At 43.6% G+C, this 19,133-nt stretch carries 13 protein-coding genes; 7 read left to right on the top strand and 6 right to left on the bottom strand.

The features are described 5' to 3' along the window. Positions 1 to 4 precede the first annotated feature (4 nt). The 5 genes from AC1DV1_RS23100 to AC1DV1_RS23080 all read right to left on the bottom strand — a co-directional run bounded on the left by AC1DV1_RS23100 (position 5) and on the right by AC1DV1_RS23080 (position 7,712). Positions 5 to 1,255: a dihydroorotase gene (locus AC1DV1_RS23100; protein WP_477364124.1), complete on the bottom strand. Its 1,251-nt coding sequence runs from the start codon at positions 1,253 to 1,255 to the stop codon at positions 5 to 7. Positions 1,256 to 1,283: 28 nt separating this feature from the next. Continuing rightward, positions 1,284 to 3,332 carry a BatA domain-containing protein gene (locus AC1DV1_RS23095; RefSeq protein WP_477364120.1) on the bottom strand — a complete coding sequence of 683 codons (2,049 nt, stop codon included), beginning with the start codon at positions 3,330 to 3,332 and terminating at the stop codon, positions 1,284 to 1,286. Between the two features lie 153 nt (positions 3,333 to 3,485). Then, positions 3,486 to 4,907, bottom strand: coding sequence for an alpha-L-fucosidase (locus AC1DV1_RS23090; protein ID WP_477364117.1), 1,422 nt, complete (start codon positions 4,905 to 4,907; stop codon positions 3,486 to 3,488). A gap of 117 nt (positions 4,908 to 5,024) precedes the next feature. After that, positions 5,025 to 6,128 (bottom strand): twin-arginine translocation signal domain-containing protein, encoded by a 1,104-nt coding sequence (locus AC1DV1_RS23085; RefSeq protein ID WP_477364114.1) that lies wholly within the window; start codon positions 6,126 to 6,128, stop codon positions 5,025 to 5,027. Between the two features lie 159 nt (positions 6,129 to 6,287). Beyond that, positions 6,288 to 7,712: an MATE family efflux transporter gene (locus AC1DV1_RS23080; protein ID WP_477364111.1), complete on the bottom strand. Its 1,425-nt coding sequence runs from the start codon at positions 7,710 to 7,712 to the stop codon at positions 6,288 to 6,290. A gap of 375 nt (positions 7,713 to 8,087) precedes the next feature. Here AC1DV1_RS23080 and AC1DV1_RS23075 point away from each other — a divergent pair, with 375 nt between their 5' ends. From AC1DV1_RS23075 to AC1DV1_RS23045, 7 genes are all read left to right on the top strand, one after another. Beyond that, complete coding sequence (locus AC1DV1_RS23075; protein WP_477364108.1) at positions 8,088 to 8,678, top strand: class I SAM-dependent methyltransferase; 591 nt, start codon at positions 8,088 to 8,090, stop codon at positions 8,676 to 8,678. Continuing rightward, entirely contained in the window at positions 8,675 to 9,178 is a 504-nt protein-coding gene (locus tag AC1DV1_RS23070) for a hypothetical protein (RefSeq protein WP_477364105.1), read from the top strand. Before AC1DV1_RS23075 ends, AC1DV1_RS23070 begins: the two co-directional genes overlap by 4 nt. Positions 9,179 to 9,201: 23 nt before the next feature. Next, complete coding sequence (locus AC1DV1_RS23065; RefSeq protein ID WP_477364102.1) at positions 9,202 to 9,561, top strand: diacylglycerol kinase; 360 nt, start codon at positions 9,202 to 9,204, stop codon at positions 9,559 to 9,561. 427 nt (positions 9,562 to 9,988) lie between these two features. Continuing rightward, the gene (locus AC1DV1_RS23060) at positions 9,989 to 10,909 is read left to right on the top strand and encodes a family 2A encapsulin nanocompartment shell protein (RefSeq protein WP_290308837.1); all 921 of its coding nucleotides are present in this window, start codon (positions 9,989 to 9,991) and stop codon (positions 10,907 to 10,909) included. Beyond that, on the top strand, positions 10,893 to 12,809 hold the full coding sequence (locus tag AC1DV1_RS23055; RefSeq protein ID WP_477364097.1) for a family 2A encapsulin nanocompartment cargo protein cysteine desulfurase: 1,917 nt from the start codon (positions 10,893 to 10,895) through the stop codon (positions 12,807 to 12,809). The genes AC1DV1_RS23060 and AC1DV1_RS23055 overlap by 17 nt, the downstream gene beginning before the upstream one ends. A gap of 8 nt (positions 12,810 to 12,817) precedes the next feature. Continuing rightward, positions 12,818 to 13,636 (top strand): serine acetyltransferase domain-containing protein, encoded by an 819-nt coding sequence (locus AC1DV1_RS23050; RefSeq protein WP_477364094.1) that lies wholly within the window; start codon positions 12,818 to 12,820, stop codon positions 13,634 to 13,636. Positions 13,637 to 13,646: 10 nt separating this feature from the next. Further along, positions 13,647 to 14,906 (top strand): cation:proton antiporter, encoded by a 1,260-nt coding sequence (locus AC1DV1_RS23045; protein ID WP_477364091.1) that lies wholly within the window; start codon positions 13,647 to 13,649, stop codon positions 14,904 to 14,906. Positions 14,907 to 15,244: 338 nt separating this feature from the next. Here the strand turns inward: AC1DV1_RS23045 and AC1DV1_RS23040 are convergent, their stop codons facing one another. Then, positions 15,245 to 18,679, bottom strand: a complete 3,435-nt coding sequence (locus AC1DV1_RS23040) for an ABC transporter permease (RefSeq protein ID WP_477364089.1) — start codon at positions 18,677 to 18,679, stop codon at positions 15,245 to 15,247. Between the last annotated feature and the right edge of the window lie 454 nt (positions 18,680 to 19,133).

Here is a 19,133-nt window from a genome sequence, read left to right as displayed (position 1 = left end):
TTTTCTATTTAGATATTTGTTTGTTGTTATAGGTTAACAGCACTTTTCCTTTTAAAGTATCGCCAATAAAAGGCGAGTTTATTGATTTTGACACATTGCTTTTGCTGTTATACTGCCACTCTGCATCAATGTCAAAAAGCACCAGGTTGGCCTTTTCACCTTCGGCTATTACAGGCACATCAATACCAAGTATCTCGCGCGGATTAATGGCCAGTTTTTCTACCAGCAATTCAACAGGCAAACCTGCCTTAAGGGCCAGTGGCAATACTGTTTGAAAACCAACCATGCCGTAAGCCGCTACCTCAAACTCCACATCTTTAAATTCAATTTCGTGCGGCGTATGCTGCGATACGATAGCATCAATGGTGCCATCTTTTAGGCCCTTTATCAGGGCTTTTACATCATCTTTGGTACGCAGAGGTGGCTTTACCTTGTATTGGCTATCAAAGCCTAACAAGGCTTCATCCGTAAGTATTAAATGGTGTGCCGCAACATCGCAGGTAACTTCCAAACCTTTGCGTTTGGCTTCCCTGATAAGCTCGACAGAGCGGGCTGTCGATATGGTACTGAAGTGTATTTTAGATACCGTGTATTCGGCCAGGTAAAGGTCGCGGGCAATCATTAACTCTTCGGCTAATGAAGGGATGCCTTTCATACCCAGGAGCGTACTAATTTCACCCTCGTTCACTTTGGCTTTGCCTGCTATCGCGGTATCTTCGGGATATGAGAAAACCATCGCATCAAAACCTTGTGCATACAGTAAAGCACGTTCCATCAAACCGGCGTCCTGTACGGGGCGGTTACCATCGGTAAAAGCTTTGGCACCACTCAGGTACATATCATACATTTCGGCAAGGTCTTTCCCCTCGCGCTTGTGTGATATGGTGCCTAAGGGATAAACATCTACCAGATTCCCTCTCGACCGGTTAATCAGGTATTCTACCTCGGCTTTAGAGTGCACAGGGTTTGCAGTATTTGGCATCATGGCCAGGCCGGTAAAGCCACCTGCGGCGGCTGCCTGTGTACCAGATTTAATATCTTCTTTGGTTTCCAATCCTAACTCGCCAATATTGCAGTTTAAATCGAAAAAACCTGGTGATACATATTTGCCTTCGCCTTCAAACAACATGGCGTCGGCTTCAATATCATCGGCAATGCGGGTAATAAGTCCGTTTTCAATTAAAATATCGGCAACTTGTTGGTGAAAGGGTGATCCGGGATCAAGGATAGTGGCAGATTTGATAAGCAAATTCATTAGCACTGCTTTAAGGGATTTTTGTTGATTAAACCGGCTGTTTTACCACCGGAACACCGGGTTTAAAATACCTGATGAGCACAATTTCGGCAGCCAGAAAAATCAATGCCAAAATTATACAAAGTTTCCATAATTGCGTGCCTAAATTTGCTTCGGCAACAATACCTTTTAAAGATGCGTTACCGCCTCTAATTAAGGCGCTTGACTTTGGCATAATTTGTTTTAAGGCCGCAGCGTCGAGATAACTCATATCCGATTCGCTCCTGTTATCATTAAAAGCCAGTGTAGCCAGTGTGCTATCCTGCTTTTTCAAAGTGTAAATTCCCGGCTCGTGCAATTGATCCGAAACATACAACAACGTGCTCCCCTCCTGCTGCCTTACATCAGGTATGGTGCTTTGGTCGCCCCTGCTTAATTTAAGCAATTGTTTCTCGGCAATTTGCACCGGCGGAATTTCCAAAGTTTCATCCTGCCCCAAAGTGTAAAACAATGGCAGGTCATGACCACTCAGCAAAGCTATCCTGAACAATATGGGTACAAAAAGCGCGTGGCGCGGCAGGTTGCTAAATTCTTCATCTAACGGCACTGCAGCTACATACACCTTACCCCTGCCGCTGTTATATCCGGCCCAAAAAGTTTCGCCCCCGGTTAGCGTCATCAGGTTATCTGCAACACCATGGGCAGCACTTAACCGGAAATATTTTTTAGCAACGGGCAAATCGGGATTTTGAGGAAAACTTTCAAATACACCCTTAAATACAGCGCTTTGTCGGTTAAGGCCGAATACCTTGTTTGTCTGGGTAATCAGTTTTTCCGGGTAGGCGGCGTTCATCCCCTGCAGGAATGACCGGTAATTAGCAAGGTCGGTATTGGTCGAGGGGAAAACTACCAGGGTTCCACCATTTGAAACGTAAGTTTTTAGTTGCTGTGCCAACCCGGTAGATATTGCTTTAACGTCGCTTATAACAATTATGGGATAAGCGCTCAACGCAGCGTAATCCACATTACCATCGGGTACGTGCACGGTTTTAAAAAAAGGATCGGCTGCAAAAACAGCTTTCAGGTATACGTTTGGTGTTCCGGCATCAATCAGCAAAACCGGCATCTGTTGTGCCACGTTAAAACTGAAATAAAACTTATTATCAAAGGTGATTGGGTTATCCTGTAATTGCACTTCGCCCTGCTGCCAGCCCGCCTGCAAACCCATAAACGACAACGTATCATTTTGTACAGACCGTGCTGCCACAGTATAGCTGCCTAAAGCTTTTTGTGCACCGTTAATTAATACTTTTAAAGGAATTTTCTCCGCTTTTTCATCGGCATAATTGTGCAGCCGTACTACCAGCTTTTCACTTTCGCCCGGGCGATGGACAGCACTGAGCAACCAAACAGAATCAACCGCGATATTGGGTAAATTACCGGCCCTCAGCTGAATAAGACTATAAGCGATACTGCTATCCGTTTTCAGCGGCTTAGCGGCCATGTTTTTTTGCAGATCGGATATAACATAGGCAGATTTTGCAGCGACAGGCTGGGTTAACAGTAAACTTTGCTGCCTGCTTACTATTTGCTGTAAACTACGGCTTTGCGCGCTAATTTTTACCTGGTCTACCGCATCATTAAACTCATCGCGGTTGAGCAAGCGTTGATGCTTGCCCTCAAAATCCTGCGTAAGCAGCTGAAAGCGATCATTTATATTATATGCGGATGCTATCTCTTTAGCTTTTTGCCTGGCATCATCCAGTAATGAACCCTCGCGGTTAAGGGTTTCCATAGAATATGAATTGTCTACAAAAACACTTACCACATTTTGCCTGCCTGCAATACCTGAATTTTGCCCGGGAATAAACGGCCTTGCGAATGCCAAAACCAAAAATGTTAATGCCAGCAGCCTTGATGCCAATATCAACCGCTCTTTCAAATTGCGGCGGGACGACTGCTGCTCCTGGATTTCTTTTAAAAACTGAACATTGCTAAAATTAACCTTCTGAAACTTACGAAAGTTGAACAGGTGAATAATTACCGGGATGGCTAACGTTAGCAATGCAAATAAAAAAGCCGGATAGATGAAGTGCATTTTTTGGGATTACAGATTTCAGATGTGCAAATATGCAGATTATTCTTTTCATGTCATTGCGGGTACCCATCAGGTAAACCTGATGGGTACCCGCAATGACATAGAAGTTATCCCCCAATCTGCACATCTGTAATCTGAAATCTCCCCATCTGCCTACAGCTTCGGTTCATTATAAACCTGGAACTCGGCTATGCTTGGGGCTTCGTCGTAAGTTTGGATAGACATGCGCACTTTGTCGCCCTTTACCGGGGCAAAGCGGTTTACTTTAACGCGGCTAAGATTTTCGCCTTCAAATAAAGTTTTCCAGGTGGTACCGTCAAGGTATTCCAGCTTGTATTTTTTAATATTGGGTTTGCGTTCAAATACCACCACGGTATTAAAAGCCTGGCCCGGTTTTAAAGTAACCTCGTACCATGGATTTTTAACCCTTGGGTTTGATTGCCACACAGTGGAAAAATCATCATCGTTGGCAAAATCCATAATTTCAGAGTCATCGCTCCAGCTTGAGTTGGCCGGTGCATGCTTGGCCAGGTTATGCGATACAATAGGCGGGCCTGTTTCGCCTAATTTGCCTACCGGGCCTTCATTTTTCCATAGCTGCCCTATTTGCTTTAAACCAGCAAGCGCGTTATCGTCCATCAAACCATCAGTATTTGGCGCTACGTTCAGTATAAAATTACAGCTTGCATTATTAAGCGGGATCAAAGTTTCGTTCACAAACTTATTTACATCGCGGATTGGCGTTGTTGGGAAATCTGTTTTCCAAAACCAGTTAGCCTGGATAGGCAAGCATGCTAAAGCCGGCATTTTATTGGTTTCTTTTGATAAACGCTGGCCGGCACCCATTTCATAGGTTTTGATATCGGTGTAATATAAACCATCGCCAGGGTATTTGGCACCGTTTAAATCCATCATCAGGCAGTTTGGCTGTAATGATTTAACCAGCTGATAAATTTCCTGGAAAGGAACATCGTCATAAGAAATTCTTGACCATGGTGCATCCCAGCCATCAATAATCAGGGCTTCTATCGGGCCGTAGTTGGTAAGTAACTCGGTGATCTGTTTTTTGATCATTTCGATATGCCTTGGCTGTATCATGTTGGGGCGCAGCTTGTGGTGAGTATCCAAAATAGAATAATACAACATTACTTTTAAACCCTGGTCGCGAAAAGCCTTAACATACTCTTTAACAACATCCCGCTTTAAAGGGCTGTTCATTACATTGTAATCGGTGCTTTTGGTATCCCAGATACAAAAGCCGCTGTGGTGCTTGGTTGTTAAGCAACCATAGCTCATATTGGCCGATTTTGCCGCCTTAGCCCATTGCACACAATCCAGTTTTTTAGGGTTAAATTCTGATGCAGGTGTTTCAGGATCGGGCCAGTCGGCATTTTCGTAAGTCGGGATATTAAAGTGAATGAACATACCGAAGCGCAGGTCGACGAATTTTTGCTGCAATACCGACAATGGTTGCTGCGTTTTTGAAATGCCCTGGGCATTTACGTTGGTTACACTTAAAATAAGCGCACAACAAAAAACCAGCAACAGTTTTGTTTTGATAGTAATGTTAATCATAGCAGATAGAATGTTTATTAATTAAGGTGTTTGTAAACAGCTAAGTTTGTGAAAAACGGCCAACTAAAAATAAATTCATATTGGCATATTATTCAACTATATTAACACCTGCCCATCCTATACCCTGGTTAATTTAACCGGAGCTGTATGATAAGCATTCCACTGGCATACATAAACATTTTTATCCTCATCAACACACACATCGTGCCCGTGCTGAAAAATGCGGCCTGGCGCTTGTAAAGTAGGTTGTAAAACACCGTTCTTATACACGGGCGCAGCACCGCCAGGGTTTGAGATCACTTTATTTTCTTTATCCAATATGGTTACAAAGCCCGAGAAGTCAAACCTGTTGCCGCCGGCATCTTTACTCCAGCAAACACCCGCGTAAATATTTTGGTCGTTAATTACCGCCCGGCAAACGTACATACCCGGCATATCAATGCGTTTTATGAATTTACCATCCATAGTAAATATTTTAAAGCAGTTTTCCTCGCGGGAGGTACAAACCAGCGTTGGATTATTCTTGTCCCGGGTATCTACCGTGATGCCGTGAGCATTAACCAGGTTATGGTCCTTATTGGTGTTGTTATGCCCGCCAAAATGACGAATATACTGCCCCTTGCTATCGTAATGTATAATATAGTCAGACCCATAACCATCGGCCACATAAATATCGCCGTTGGGTGCTACCGCGGTTTCTGTTGGTTTAAAAGGCTCATTGTCTTTATAAACACCAATGGTGCGTGGGTGCCCGATAGCAAATATCAGCTTACCATCAACCGTGGTTTTTAACACCTGCCCCGATTGACCGTACGAGTTACCTGTTTTATCAACCGCCCAGCCGCAATCGGTAAGCAGCAGAAAATCTTCGCCGCCTTCCTTGCTGATGGTTAGCCCATGGCCGCCCGGCAAAGCCGTACCCCAATAGTCAAGCAATTTGCCCGATTTATCAAAAATAAGAATGTTGTTTTGGGTATGATCGCCCAGCATAATTAACCGGCCTTTACTATCCTGAACCATTTCGTGGCAATTGGCCAGCGGGTGGCTGTTTACACTAATCTTGGCCCAACCTTTATCGGCTTTGTAGGTATAGCCGCCCTGGCCTATAATCTGGTCGTCGGGCTTAAGGTCCTTATGTAAAATGGCAAAACTATTTACCGGTGCGGCGGCAACCAATGCCGAGGCAACAGCGGTGTTTTTTATAAAATCTCTTCTTTCCATAATGTAATAATAGTATCAAGTAGTCAGTAACAAGTATCAAGGCAGCTGCGGAACGCGGCTACCTTTTCAATGGCCGTTTAATTGGTTAAAACAGTTCTAATATCAGATTTATTTTGGTATTTGTACATACAATTGAAAGATACTTTCAGGGCAGACGCATTACACCATGGTTTTCTTCCATTTTCCACGCTTAAATAATACGTAAGCGGCTATGGTTAATCCAATTTCGGCCACAGGGATAGATATAAAAACGCCGGTTGGCCCCATCGCAAAATACTTTGCCATTAGATAAGCAAAAGGGATTTGGAATAACCAAAAAGTGAAAACATTGATTTTAGTCGGTGTCCAGGTATCACCGGCACCATTAAACGCGCTGGTTAATACCATACCTATTCCATAAATAATAAAGCCGACGCTCAAAATTTGTAATGAACGGGTAGCCACTTTTTTTACAGCCTCATCGTCGGTAAAAAACGAAGCAAACAAATGGCCGCAGGTTAAAAACAAAATGCTTACGATACCTAAAAATACCACCGTATACTTTATCGTTTGAAATACCGATTGTTCGGCGCGGTCAACGTGCCCTGCGCCTAAATTTTGCCCCACCAAAGTTGCAGCAGCATTGCTCAACCCCCACGCCGGCAACAGGAAAAACATCATTAACCGCAGCGAAGTTTGATACCCTGCAGAGCCGTGGTCGCCGCCTGTTGTCGCAACCAATTGCGCCAAAAATATCCAGCTGCAACTGGCTATTACAAATTGCAAAATACCAGGCGCGGCAATTTTAATAATCGCTTTAATCTGTTGCCAATCGGGTATAAAATAGCTCAGGCGGATTTTTAAAGCATTTTTGCCATTAAATAAATTATAAACCTGGTATGTAACACCCAAACCACGACCAATGCTGGTGGCTATGGCTGCTCCCGTTAAGCCAAAGGCCGGGATTGGCCCAAGCCCCCTGATGAAAATAGGACATAAAATAATGTTTGCAATGTTGGCAAGCCATAAACTACGCATAGCGATTGCGGCGTTGCCGGCCCCTCTGAAAATGCCGTTAATTAAAAACAGCAATACAATAATGATGCTGCCGCCCATCATAATGCGAACGAATGGAGTACCATGGTCTGCGGTTTCTGCCGAAGCGCCCATAATCAAAAGCAGGCCCCGGGCATGTAAAAATCCAAAAATACTTATCCCCAGGTTTATAAGCACGGCTATAATGATGGTTTGCATCCCGGCTTTTGACGCGGCTTCTGGATTTTTTTCGCCAATGCGGCGGGCAACAACTGCTGTTGCAGCCATACTTAAACCTATGGCCAGCGAATATATAACGGTTAAAACAGATTCGGTTAAACCTACTGTTTGAATTGCGTGACTGCTGTTTTTTAAATGGCCTACAAAATAAAGGTCGACCAGTGCAAAAACAGATTCCATAGCCATTTCCAGCATCATGGGTATGGCCAATAAAACAATTGCCCTTTTTATACTGATTGATGTTAAATCAACCTCCTGGCCCTTGATAGCCTGTTTTAAAACCGAGAAAAAAGAAGATACCTTACCCTTTGCAGTAAATGAGTGTGACATAAATATAAGCTTGTGTTTTTTAGGGAGCGGCGTTTTATCTGAGACCCTGGATAGCAAATATAATGAAACCTTTGCTTATGCAAGTTGTGACTAAGAATCAATTTTAGCTTAAGGTATTACTCAAATAAAACATTCAGGTTTGCGAACCGCATACGCCCCCCGTCCCTTAATTGCCTGGTGGTAGCGTGTTATATCGTTGATCGGTACTTCTGAATCACTTATCAGGCGGGACAAAAATCATATTGATTATTTTTTTTAAAAGTACTTTGAAATGAAAAGTAAATTGATAATTTTGTCTTACACTCGAGGAGTGCCGTTAACTGAATGCATTTTAATTATTAAATGATAATGTTAACAAAGTTTAGATAATTTCAGATGGGTAAGCAAACTGATTCCTTTTACAACAGATTCTCATTCTTATATCCATTGGTAGATGTTTTCCTGAAACCACAAAAGAAAGTTTTATTTAACGAGATTAACTTGCTGCCCGAGGGTAATTTACTGGAGATTGGTGTTGGCAACGGCGCTCATTTCCATCGCTATAAAAAGCATAAGATAATTGGCATCGATACATCCGCAGCAATGCTTGAAATCGCCTGCCAAAAGGCGCGCGAAAATATTAAGGTTTTTAAGATGGATGGTAAATCACTGTTGTTTGATAATGAACATTTCGATTACGTTGTGCTCTCCCATGTAATTGCGGTAGTAGATGATCCGGAGCTATTATTGAAAGAAGTATTAAGAGTGTTGAAACCGCAGGGACAGGTATTTATTCTTAATCATTTTACACCCGATAACTGGTTCAAGTATATCGATAGTGCATTTGAGATGATTTCAAAGGTTCTCCACTTCAGATCGGTTTTTTATATTGATCAAATAGCAGCGATCAACAGGTTTACTCTTTTAAAGAAGGTTCATCTGGGCTTAGCATCCTATTTCAAACTTTTAATTTATCAGAAAAATTGAGAAAGAAGTATATTTTTATTTGCATATCGCTGCTCATCAGTTTGTTTATTTACCTGTTTTATCGAACAGACAGGACTGTTGTGAACGAAATCGTCATCCGGGTGATTTCACTTGCAACCTACGCAAGGTTAAAGGCATATATCGTGACGGTATTACCATTGAATAACATGATAATTTACTCTTTACCCGAAGGGCTCTGGGTATTTTGTATTACGCTTACTTCGAAACCCTATTACATTACCCGGAATAATTGGCGAATTGACGGGATGTTTATCCCGCTTATATTTTGTGTTAGTTTAGAAATACTTCAGCTCTTCCATATTGCCAATGGACGGTTTGACTTTATGGACATTGGAGTTTCTGTTGTGTTTTGGTTATTAGGTAGTTATATTGTGAGTGACAAGTGCGAAAAACAGGATATTTTTACCCGGCCAAACTCAAAAACCATTGTTTGCCTGGCCAGTTATTGCATAGTTTATTTAGCTCATGTTTTTAAATAGGATAAAAATTATACTTAACGGACATGGACAGAATTAAGGAACATCTGAAAAGCTATAGATATTCTATACGGGGAATATCGCTGGCATTTAGATTTGAACATAACATGATCTTTCACCTTGCCGCTGCTATTGCCGTCCTCGCGGCCAACATACTACTGAAAGTCAGCCAGATAGAATTGCTCATTACACTGATACTGATTGGCCTGGCATGGATGGCGGAGATATTTAATACAGCCATCGAAAAATTAGCGGATAGGGTTACAAAAGAACAAGATCCATTAATTGGACAGGTAAAAGACCTGGCCTCCGGAGCTGTGTTGATTGTTTGTTTTTTCGCGGTGTTATGTGCCGTGATTATATACTTGCCTTATTTGTTAAAATAATTTCACAGGGCTAGCCCACCCCCAAAATCATCCTAACATTAGCCGCCTCACACGCTAATTTATACGGGGGATCAAATCATCTTAAGTCTTCCTGATGAATGTAAATGAAAAAAAGACCTTTCAGGTGGATTTTTTATTTCAGCGAATGCGGAGGAGAGTTTATCAGAATACTTATCCGGTATTTTATACAGGGCGAGATGCATCGGTAAAATTGTGTAATACTCGTTTGGCTAAAAGCTGTCAGAAATATAATAACCCCATTTAAACCCTTCCCAAATTTCAAAAACTATTCAGTTGGGTTGTGAAAAATAATTTTATTAAACTATTAAATCTATCGATTTAATATACTATTATTGCCCCGACAGTTATTTTTGCAGATAAATAGCATTAAAACAACTTTTTTTATACCCGATATCTTAATTCTAAAATGCCAGATCAAAAACCAAAACAAACCGCTCTTGGTGATGTAGCCGCCAGGCAGTTAGCCGTTGCAACCCGTACCGTACCGCAACTATCAACCATTACGCCCCGCTGGCTTACACACCTGCTAAACTGGATTCCTGTTGAATCGGGTGTATATCGCTTAAACAAGGTGATAGATGCCAACAATGTAGAGGTAGACTGCTCCAACCGCGACGAGCGCGAATTACCGTCAACATTTGTTGATTATGAGGAAAACCCACGTGAGTACAATTTAAGCGCTGTAAATACGGTATTAGACGTACACACCCGTGTATCTGACCTGTACAGTAAGCCTTACAACCAGATAAGCGAACAATTACGGCTCACTATCGAAATTGTTAAAGAACGACAGGAAAGCGAACTGATCAACAATACCGAATACGGATTATTAAGCAGCGTAGCCGCATCGCAAAAAATTAAAACAAGGTTGGGCCCGCCTACCCCCGACGACCTGGACGAACTGATTACCAAGGTTTGGAAAGAACCGGGTTTCTTTCTGCTGCACCCCTTGGCCATTGCCGCTTTCGGCCGCGAGTGTACCCGCCGTGGTGTACCGCCGCCAACCGTTTCTTTGTTTGGTTCGCAGTTTATTACCTGGAGAGGGATTCCGCTTATTCCGTCAGACAAGTTGCCTATCGTTAATAACAAATCAAAGATCATTCTTTTGCGCACGGGCGAGAGTCGCCAGGGTGTTGTAGGCCTGTTTCAACCTGGTTTACCGGGCGAGCAATCTCCGGGTTTATCTGTACGGTTTATGGGCATCAACAATAAAGCTATTGCCTCATACCTGGTTTCGCTTTACTGCTCATTGGCTGTATTGGTTGATGACGCTATAGCTGTTTTGGAGGATGTTGATTTAGGTAATTACCATGAGTACAAATATTAATCCGGATAACTTGCCCAACTTGCAGGAATTAGAGCAGCTGGCCAACCAGTTCTTTAAATCGGGACCAGGCGGCGTTGTAAACCAATTACCTGTTCAGCAGGTGCCCGAAGCTTTTCCGTTGCCGGGTGCTATTGTTGATACCGCGTCATTTACTTCGCCGCAACAGCCTGCGGCATCTGTTCCTTCAAGTACAATTGGGGGCGGTGGCATTTCACCATCTGCCATCAATCAAAATAACGCTATTAATCTTAAAGATCCACAAACCAGTTTTGCCGATCCTAATTTGAATACCCATCCCACGCCATCGGCTCCTGTACAAAACAGCGCTCCTGCCGGGTTTGGAGGACAATTGCCTACACAACCTGGGGTTGGTTACGACTCTTACCTGGTTAAAACAGATCTTATACCTGATGTGCCATTAAAACAAAATTTCCAGGTTGAGCAACTTTCACCAGCGCCTGAAAACCTGGTCCAGTTGCCATATCAGCAGGACCAGGCATTTGATATTGACCTGAAGAAAATATTGAACAACATTCGTACTTCAGGCCCTTCAAATGGTTTGCCGTTTACCGGAGCACCTTCCGCCGCGGAAATCCCATTTTATTTTTTATCGGATAATCATGGTTTGCCAACGGTTAAACCGGAGCCGGAAAAAGTTAAGCACGCAGGCTTTAGCAATATCATTAGCCCCCCTTTTGATGTAAACATTGTAAGGCGCGATTTCCCGATATTGCAGGAACTGGTTAACGGAAAACAGTTGGTATGGCTGGATAACGCAGCAACCACGCAAAAACCCAGGCAGGTAATTGACCGTATCAGCTATTTTTACGAGCACGAAAACTCCAACATCCACCGCGCAGCACATGAACTGGCAGCAAGGGCTACCGATGCCTATGAAGGCGCACGCAAAAAAGTACAAAACTTTTTAAATGCCCGTTCCATCAATGAGATCATATTTGTTCGCGGAGCCACGGAGGCCATTAACCTGGTAGCCAAAAGCTGGGGCGAACAGTACTTGAACGCCGGTGATGAGATTATTGTAAGCCAACTGGAACACCACGCCAATATTGTTCCGTGGCAGCAACTGGCGGCCAAAAAAGGGCTAAAAATCAGAGTTATGCCAGTTGATGACGACGGGCAAATACTCATTGATGAATATGTAAAACTACTTGGCCCCAAAACAAAACTGGTTTCTTTTACGCAGGTATCAAATGCCTTAGGTACAGTAACACCGGCCGCGCAAATTGTACACCTGGCGCATTTGGCAGGCGCTAAAGTATTGGTTGATGGAGCACAATCGGTATCGCACATGCCGGTTGATGTGCAGGCCTTAAATGCCGATTGGTTTGTTTTTTCGGGACACAAGGTATTCGGACCAACCGGAATTGGTGTGCTTTATGGGAAGGAAGATCTTTTAAACGAAACCCAACCATGGCAAGGTGGTGGCAATATGATTAAGGATGTAACTTTTGAGTATACCCAATACCATGATGCCCCCGGCCGCTTTGAAGCCGGAACCGGTAATATTGCCGATGCCGTTGGCCTTGGCGCTGCAATTGATTATGTTACCCGCTTGGGTATGCCACTGATAGCGCAATATGAGCACTACCTGTTGGTTTACGCCACCCAATTATTAAAAGAAGTAAAAGGGATACGCCTGATAGGTACTGCGCCCGATAAAGCCAGTGTTTTATCATTTGTATTGGATGGCTACAAAACCGAAGAAGTAGGTGCAGCTTTAAACCAACAGGGCATTGCCGTTCGCTCCGGTCACCATTGCGCCCAGCCCATATTGCGGCGGTTTGGTGTAGAAGCGACAGTCAGGCCCTCACTGGCATTTTATAATACCTGTGCCGAAATTGATTTGCTGGTAAATACCCTCCACAGTCTTAAAAGATAAACCAGCCCATGAAAGACGATAAATTTGACGGCTTTATACAAACGCTTTATGAAACCCATAAAGCCGAATGGGAGGCTACGCCAAAGATCAGGGCTTGTGTAGGCTGGCTGTCTGATCTTTTTGAGTTTCTGTTTCCAAATAACCATGCCAACAAGCTATCTATATACGGTGGTCATTTAAAAAAGAACCAGATAGACCTGGAGAATATCCTGTTAAGCTACCTGGATCCGAAGGATATCGATATTGAGGAGGCCGTTATTTCATTTTATGATTCGCTGAACGAAATTTACCAGGACCTGAGAAAGGACGCATCCATGATCTACGAAAAAGATCCTGCAGCCACCAGCGTGCATGAGGTAATTGTATCCTATCCCGGCTTCTATGCAATAGCGGTTTACCGTATAGCACACCAGCTTACCCGGTTGGGCATACCCATTTTACCCCGGATATTATCTGAACACGCGCATGGCAAAACAGGTGTTGATATTCATCCTAAAGCTCAAATTGATACGCCCTTTTGTATCGATCACGGCACGGGGATAGTTATAGGCGCAACCAGTATCATTGGCAAACATGTAACCATATATCAAGGCGTAACCTTAGGGGCGGCACAGGTAAGCAAGGAACTATCCGAAACAAAACGGCACCCTACAGTGGAGAATAACGTAGTTATTTACGCCCGCAGCACCATTTTAGGCGGCCGCACGGTAATTGGCCATAACAGCGTAATTGGAGGCAGCGTGTTCCTGACAAAAAGCGTCCAGCCGTTTTCGCATGTTTTTAATACCCATCAATTACGAATTGAGGTAAAAGAAAACCTGCAATAATTTTTAAAACATGGTTTCTAAACTTAACTCATCAGAGATAATTCATTTCCTGCTTATTCTTTTGATCATCCTGATACCTGCAAGGCTGTTAGGCGAATTGTGCCGCAGGTACAAGCTACCCGCTATTATTGGCGAAATTTTCGCGGGCATCATTGTTGGCCCTACCCTATTGGGTTTATTATTCCCATCTGTTTTTAAAAGTATCTTCCTGGCTACCCCGCATGCATTTGAAGCATTTGACGGCATCGCCAACATCGGCATCATCTTACTGATGTTTATTGCAGGCTTTGAAGTAGATCTGAAACAGATACGCCAGAATGGGAAACAGGCCATCAGCATCAGTCTTACCGGTATCATATTCCCTTTTGCCATTGGATTTGCTTCGGTATGGTATCTGTACCAAAGTCATTTTGCCAATGGCTTTAATAACCAGCTGGTGACGTCGCTATTTTTCGGAACGGCATTGTCTATCACCGCCCTTTCTGTAATTACCAAAATATTGCTCGACCTGGATATCCTGAACACCCGCATAGGCAATATTGTATTAACTGCCGCTATGGTTGACGATTTCCTGGGCTGGATCTTATTCTCGGTCATCATTCAGCTGATGAATGTGGGCAAAGGCGAAGCATCATTCTGGTCGGTAAGTATTGTGGTGCTTTATGCCGTTTTCATGTTAACAGGCGGCCGATGGCTCATCCACAAACTATTAACATTTGCAGGTAAAGGCGAAAAACCTGGCCGTGTACTTACTATGGCCGTTTGCCTTTGTTTAATCAGCGCCTGTATTACCGAAGGCCTTGGGGTGCGCGGTATATTTGGCGCCTTCCTGGTTGGCGTTGGCATTAACGATTCCAAATATTTTACCGAGAAGCACAAGCATGTATTACACCAGTTTACCATCAACGTACTGGCACCTCTTTTCTTCGCCTCGGTTGGCTTAAGGCTGAATTTTATAGCCAATTTTAACCTGGAAGTGGTGGTTATTATATTGATTATTGCCTGCCTGGCCAAATTGCTTGGCGCGGGCATTGGCAGCGCCATGAGTGGAATGAGCAAGAACGAATCTATAGCAGTCGCCTTCGGCATGAATGCAAGAGGGTCACAGGAGATTGTGCTGGGCTTATTAGCTTTACAAGCAAAAATAATAAGCGAGCCCGTATTTGAAGGTCTTGTAGTAATGACGGTGGTTACCATGATCATCTCCGGGCCAATCATGAAACATTACTTTTTGAAGGAGCAAAAACTACAGTTAGTTGAAACGACCTGATTATGAGCAGGATATTTTTACACTACCCAATAAAAAACTGTAAGCCGAACATACGTTCAGCTTACAGTAAGGGATTTAGTGGGGGCGGAGGGATTTGCATTACCCTTGCATTGCTCTGATATTTTGTAATGGCTTAATTTCTCACAAGTGATCCTCCAGCGTGCAGCCGCAAAACACTGTGCGCTAAATGGGGAACAATTTATTTTACAATAGTCAAATTTCTTTTTATTAGTTACGGGATAGGTCATTTTACCTTACATAAGTAAAAATAATAGCCCCGATTTTAAGTAGGGTTCAACTCAGACAGTGGATAAACTATAGAATGCGCCGTCAAAACTTCATTCGGACCGTAAACTCGTCACCGGATTACTTATAGCAGCTTTGATCGCCTGGAAGCATACCGTCAGCAACGCTATGCCTATAATTGCTACGCAGGATATTCCAAAAACCCACCATTCGATATTTATCCTGAACGCATAGCCTTGCAGCCATTTATTCATTAACCACCATGTTATTGGCGTTGAAATGAGAAAAGCTACTACAACAAGCCTTAAAAAATCTTTTGAAATAAGGCTGATGATAGTTGAAACCGACGCTCCCAGCACTTTGCGGATACCAATCTCCTTGGTGCGGTTAACAACCGCGAGCGCCGAAAGCCCCAGCAGGCCAAGGCATCCCAGGAAAATGGCAATGCCGCCTGCGCAGCCAATGATATTGCTTAATCTTGTTTCGGCTTTATAGAAGCGGTTAATATCATCGTCCAGAAAATTATATTGTAACGGGTAATCGGGCACGATTTTTTTCCATGCGGAATTTATAGCAGCCAAAGCTTTTGAAGGATTGCCTGGCTGCAGGCGCACATAAATAAAACCGGGACTTTCCCCGCCCCGGGCAAACTGGTGAAACAACACCGGTTGCACCCGATCAGCAAGGGCCTCGTAATTAAAATCGCGGACAAGGCCAATCACCGTCGGGTTTTTAAAGCTATCCTTACCATAACCTTCCAATTGGCGGCCTATGCAGTTTTCGGGGTGCCATCCCAATTCGTGCATCATAGATTCATTAATGATCACAGCGTTCACGGTATCTGAAGCAATTGCCCGGTCAAAATTTCTTCCTGCAAGCAGGTGCATCCCCAGGGTAGGTATGTAGTCGGGATCGATATGAAAGTTCTTTGTATTTATCGATTTGCCCTGGTAACTAAAATCTCTGAAACCCGTGCCTTCATGCTCACCAAGACCATTGTCGGCACTGGCCAAACCCGAAATGCCGGGCTGACCGGAAAGTTCCTGTTTGAAAATCGGTATTAAGTGTTTCGTGTCCGACACCCACAACGTCTCTACACCAAGCACATTCGCTTTATCAAAGCCAGGATTTTTTGACTCCATGTAATTTAGTTGCTGCATAATGATTATTGCAGAAACAATAAGCGTAGCCGAAAGAACAAACTGAAAAGTTACCAATGCCTTTGTGAAAAAATTGGCCCCGCCTATTTTTATTTTAGCCTTCAATACGTCGACCGTATTAAAGCCTGACAATACCAAAGCAGGGTAGCATCCGGAGAGCAGGCCAACAATCAGCACCAAGCCGGCAATGAGGCCGGTTAACTGCGGGAATTGTGCGAAAGAGAAACTCAGCTCCCTTCCTGATAATTGGTTAAAGTAAGGTAAAAGCAGGTATACAAGTGCCAGGCCTACCATCGTCGAAAAAAAAGAAAGCAATAATGATTCTGTCAAAAACTGGATTACCAAAGCTTTCCTGGTGCCGCCAGTAACTTTCCTGACGCCGACTTCTTTTGCCCTGTTTGCCGAACGGCCTATAGAAAGAGTGGTGAAATTGATACAGGCGATTAATAAAACCCCGGCAGCGATACTCAATAGCATCCAAATTGATTTTGGGTCGACAGGCGGAATCTTAACACCCATCAGTTCCGGACTGGTATGCACATCCCTGATTGGCACCAGGTTATACCCACCTGATTTTTCGTCCGGAAAATGCCTGCGCCAGAAACTGGTCAACAACTTGTTATCATTCACCAATGAGCTTCCGGATTTTAACTGAACCAAGGTCATAAACGAATTCATCCACCAGTCGTGGGTAGCCATCTTTCCGGTGGTGTTAGCAAAACAATCAAAGTTGATAAGCATGCTGTATTGGAACGAAGAATTGGATGGCGGATTTTCGGCTATTGCTGTAACTATAAAGGTTTCAAACACATCCCCGATCTTTACCTGTACTGACTCGCCAATGGCATTTACTTTACCAAACAATCTTTCGGCAGTGTTTTCAGTTAATACCATGCTGTGCAAACCGTTGATTGCCGATTTGGCATTCCCGTATTTAAATTTAAACGAAAAAATATTGAAGAACGACGTGTCGGCATAGGCGATATTTTCCCGCCTCCCCTCGTTTTTTATTTTTACGAATGTTTCATAGGGTTGTATATAACGAACATAACGCTCTACTCCCGGTAACTCCTGTTTCATGGCAGGCCCCAGGGGCATCGGGGTATAAATCACTCCCTGGAGCGCTTTTATGTTTTGCTTTGCATTTCCATCCAAAACAAGATAGGTGTTGCTTGCATTTTTATGGAAACCATCAAAGCTAAATTCATTAATGGCATACAACATGAACAGGCTGAAACAAGCAATCCCGACAGACAATCCAAATATGTTAATGAAAGACAACGTTTTTTGTTTTGCCAATGTGCGCCAGGCAATTTTTAAATAACTCCTAATCATATAATTGCGGTTTAATTTTACCGGAGCCCAATTTGGCGGCCCTCCTGAACGCAATATTACCGGCTGTAGGCGTAACCGGGGTGCCAACTTATCAATTGGTACCCCTTCTTTCAAGCTATTCTTGTATTCCACCGGGGTTTTGCCGGTCATCTCTTTAAAAACCCGGTTGAAAGTTGTTTTGGAATTAAACCCCGACTCATAGGCAATCCCCAGCAGTGTGAGCCGGTCGTGGGCCGGGTCCTGCATTTTCCGGACAATTTCACGAACCCTGAACTCATTAATAAAGTCGCTGAAGTTCTTTTCCATCCCCACATTAATAATGCGTGATAAATCGTGCGGATGGATATTCAGCTTTACCGCCAGGGAGGTCAACGTCAATTCGGCATCTGCGTAAAGACGGTTTGCGGCTACGGCTTCCTTTAGCCTGCGGCTTTTTTCCTTTGCATCATACCTGTCTGTTACGGGCGTAGCCGATTGTATGCTGCTATCCGGTTTAAGCATCACGTCAGCAGCCAGCCCAATAAGCACGAAAGCAACGGTAAAGCTCAAGGCATCGTTAAACAGCCATAATATGCAAAGCAGGGCCAGCAGATGGAGGGCCTTGTCCAACCGGCGGAAGGCAAAGCGGGGCCTATCCATTAGCACCGGCTGCAAACTATTATAAAAATGCTGTATCAACCGGTGCGATAGGTATAAATAAATAACAACCGAAATGAGCACCAGACAGCCCGGCATCCAATACGCAACCAGCAAAGGGCAAAAATGCAGCATATCTTTTCGGGCAAATTGCAGGTTTGGCAACGTCATCCTCCGTACGTAAAAGTACAACAGCGGCCCCAGCGCCGGTAACAAAATTGGCGAAAGCCCGCCCGTCTTGAGTACGATTACAGCTAAAGCGGCACTTAAAAACAGGTTGGCTGCCTGCCCTTCCCTTTTTGCGAATGCTAAAAGCAGCGCAAGCGTAAACCCCGAAAACAGGGTTGCCATGGCAGCCACATGGTAAAGGTTAATATGGAATATATCAGGATTCAAATTGCCCAGGGGTTATTTCAAATGTACGATATATTGATATATGGAAATTATGTGATGATAAATATGTTTTACCCCGCCTTTGTTTGGCCTGTGGTCGGTGTTCACCGCACAAGTCCCAGTTGGCGTTACGGAAGCCCGGTAGTATATAGATTTGCAACTAAAGCATATGTAAAATACGAGCTTTGGCTGGTGCGGGGATAACGTCGACCAGAAGCTGAACAACACGGACATGATTCCGCTGATAATAATCACTTTTCACAGCATCTTTTTCAGCTACAAAGCATCTTCCAGGTAACATTTTATTGGATCGATAAAATCTCTTGTTATTTTAACTTTCAGATTCATGATTAGGGATATAAGTCCTCCACTAAGCTACGAGCCAAATCAACAAAAGCCACTACTGTATTAAAAAAATCAAAATCCAGATGTTCTTTACAAAAACAGTTACATTTGA

It is taken from the genome of Mucilaginibacter sp. P4_D1 (genome assembly GCF_056401935.1).
The sequence above is the reverse complement of the archived record's forward strand: the minus strand, read 5'-3'. Positions and strand labels throughout refer to the sequence as shown.

What these genes read in the sequence shown, in the direction of transcription:
- AC1DV1_RS23065 (WP_477364102.1), top strand. Translation starts at nt 9,202, where the DNA reads ATGGACAGAATTAAGGAACATCTGAAAAGCTATAGATATTCTATACGG.
- AC1DV1_RS23045 (WP_477364091.1), top strand. Translation starts at nt 13,647, where the DNA reads ATGGTTTCTAAACTTAACTCATCAGAGATAATTCATTTCCTGCTTATT.
- AC1DV1_RS23085 (WP_477364114.1), bottom strand. Translation starts at nt 6,128, where the DNA reads ATGGAAAGAAGAGATTTTATAAAAAACACCGCTGTTGCCTCGGCATTG.
- AC1DV1_RS23080 (WP_477364111.1), bottom strand. Translation starts at nt 7,712, where the DNA reads ATGTCACACTCATTTACTGCAAAGGGTAAGGTATCTTCTTTTTTCTCG.
- AC1DV1_RS23055 (WP_477364097.1), top strand. Translation starts at nt 10,893, where the DNA reads ATGAGTACAAATATTAATCCGGATAACTTGCCCAACTTGCAGGAATTA.
- AC1DV1_RS23100 (WP_477364124.1), bottom strand. Translation starts at nt 1,255, where the DNA reads ATGAATTTGCTTATCAAATCTGCCACTATCCTTGATCCCGGATCACCC.
- AC1DV1_RS23075 (WP_477364108.1), top strand. Translation starts at nt 8,088, where the DNA reads ATGGGTAAGCAAACTGATTCCTTTTACAACAGATTCTCATTCTTATAT.
- AC1DV1_RS23095 (WP_477364120.1), bottom strand. Translation starts at nt 3,332, where the DNA reads ATGCACTTCATCTATCCGGCTTTTTTATTTGCATTGCTAACGTTAGCC.
- AC1DV1_RS23090 (WP_477364117.1), bottom strand. Translation starts at nt 4,907, where the DNA reads ATGATTAACATTACTATCAAAACAAAACTGTTGCTGGTTTTTTGTTGT.
- AC1DV1_RS23060 (WP_290308837.1), top strand. Translation starts at nt 9,989, where the DNA reads ATGCCAGATCAAAAACCAAAACAAACCGCTCTTGGTGATGTAGCCGCC.
- AC1DV1_RS23050 (WP_477364094.1), top strand. Translation starts at nt 12,818, where the DNA reads ATGAAAGACGATAAATTTGACGGCTTTATACAAACGCTTTATGAAACC.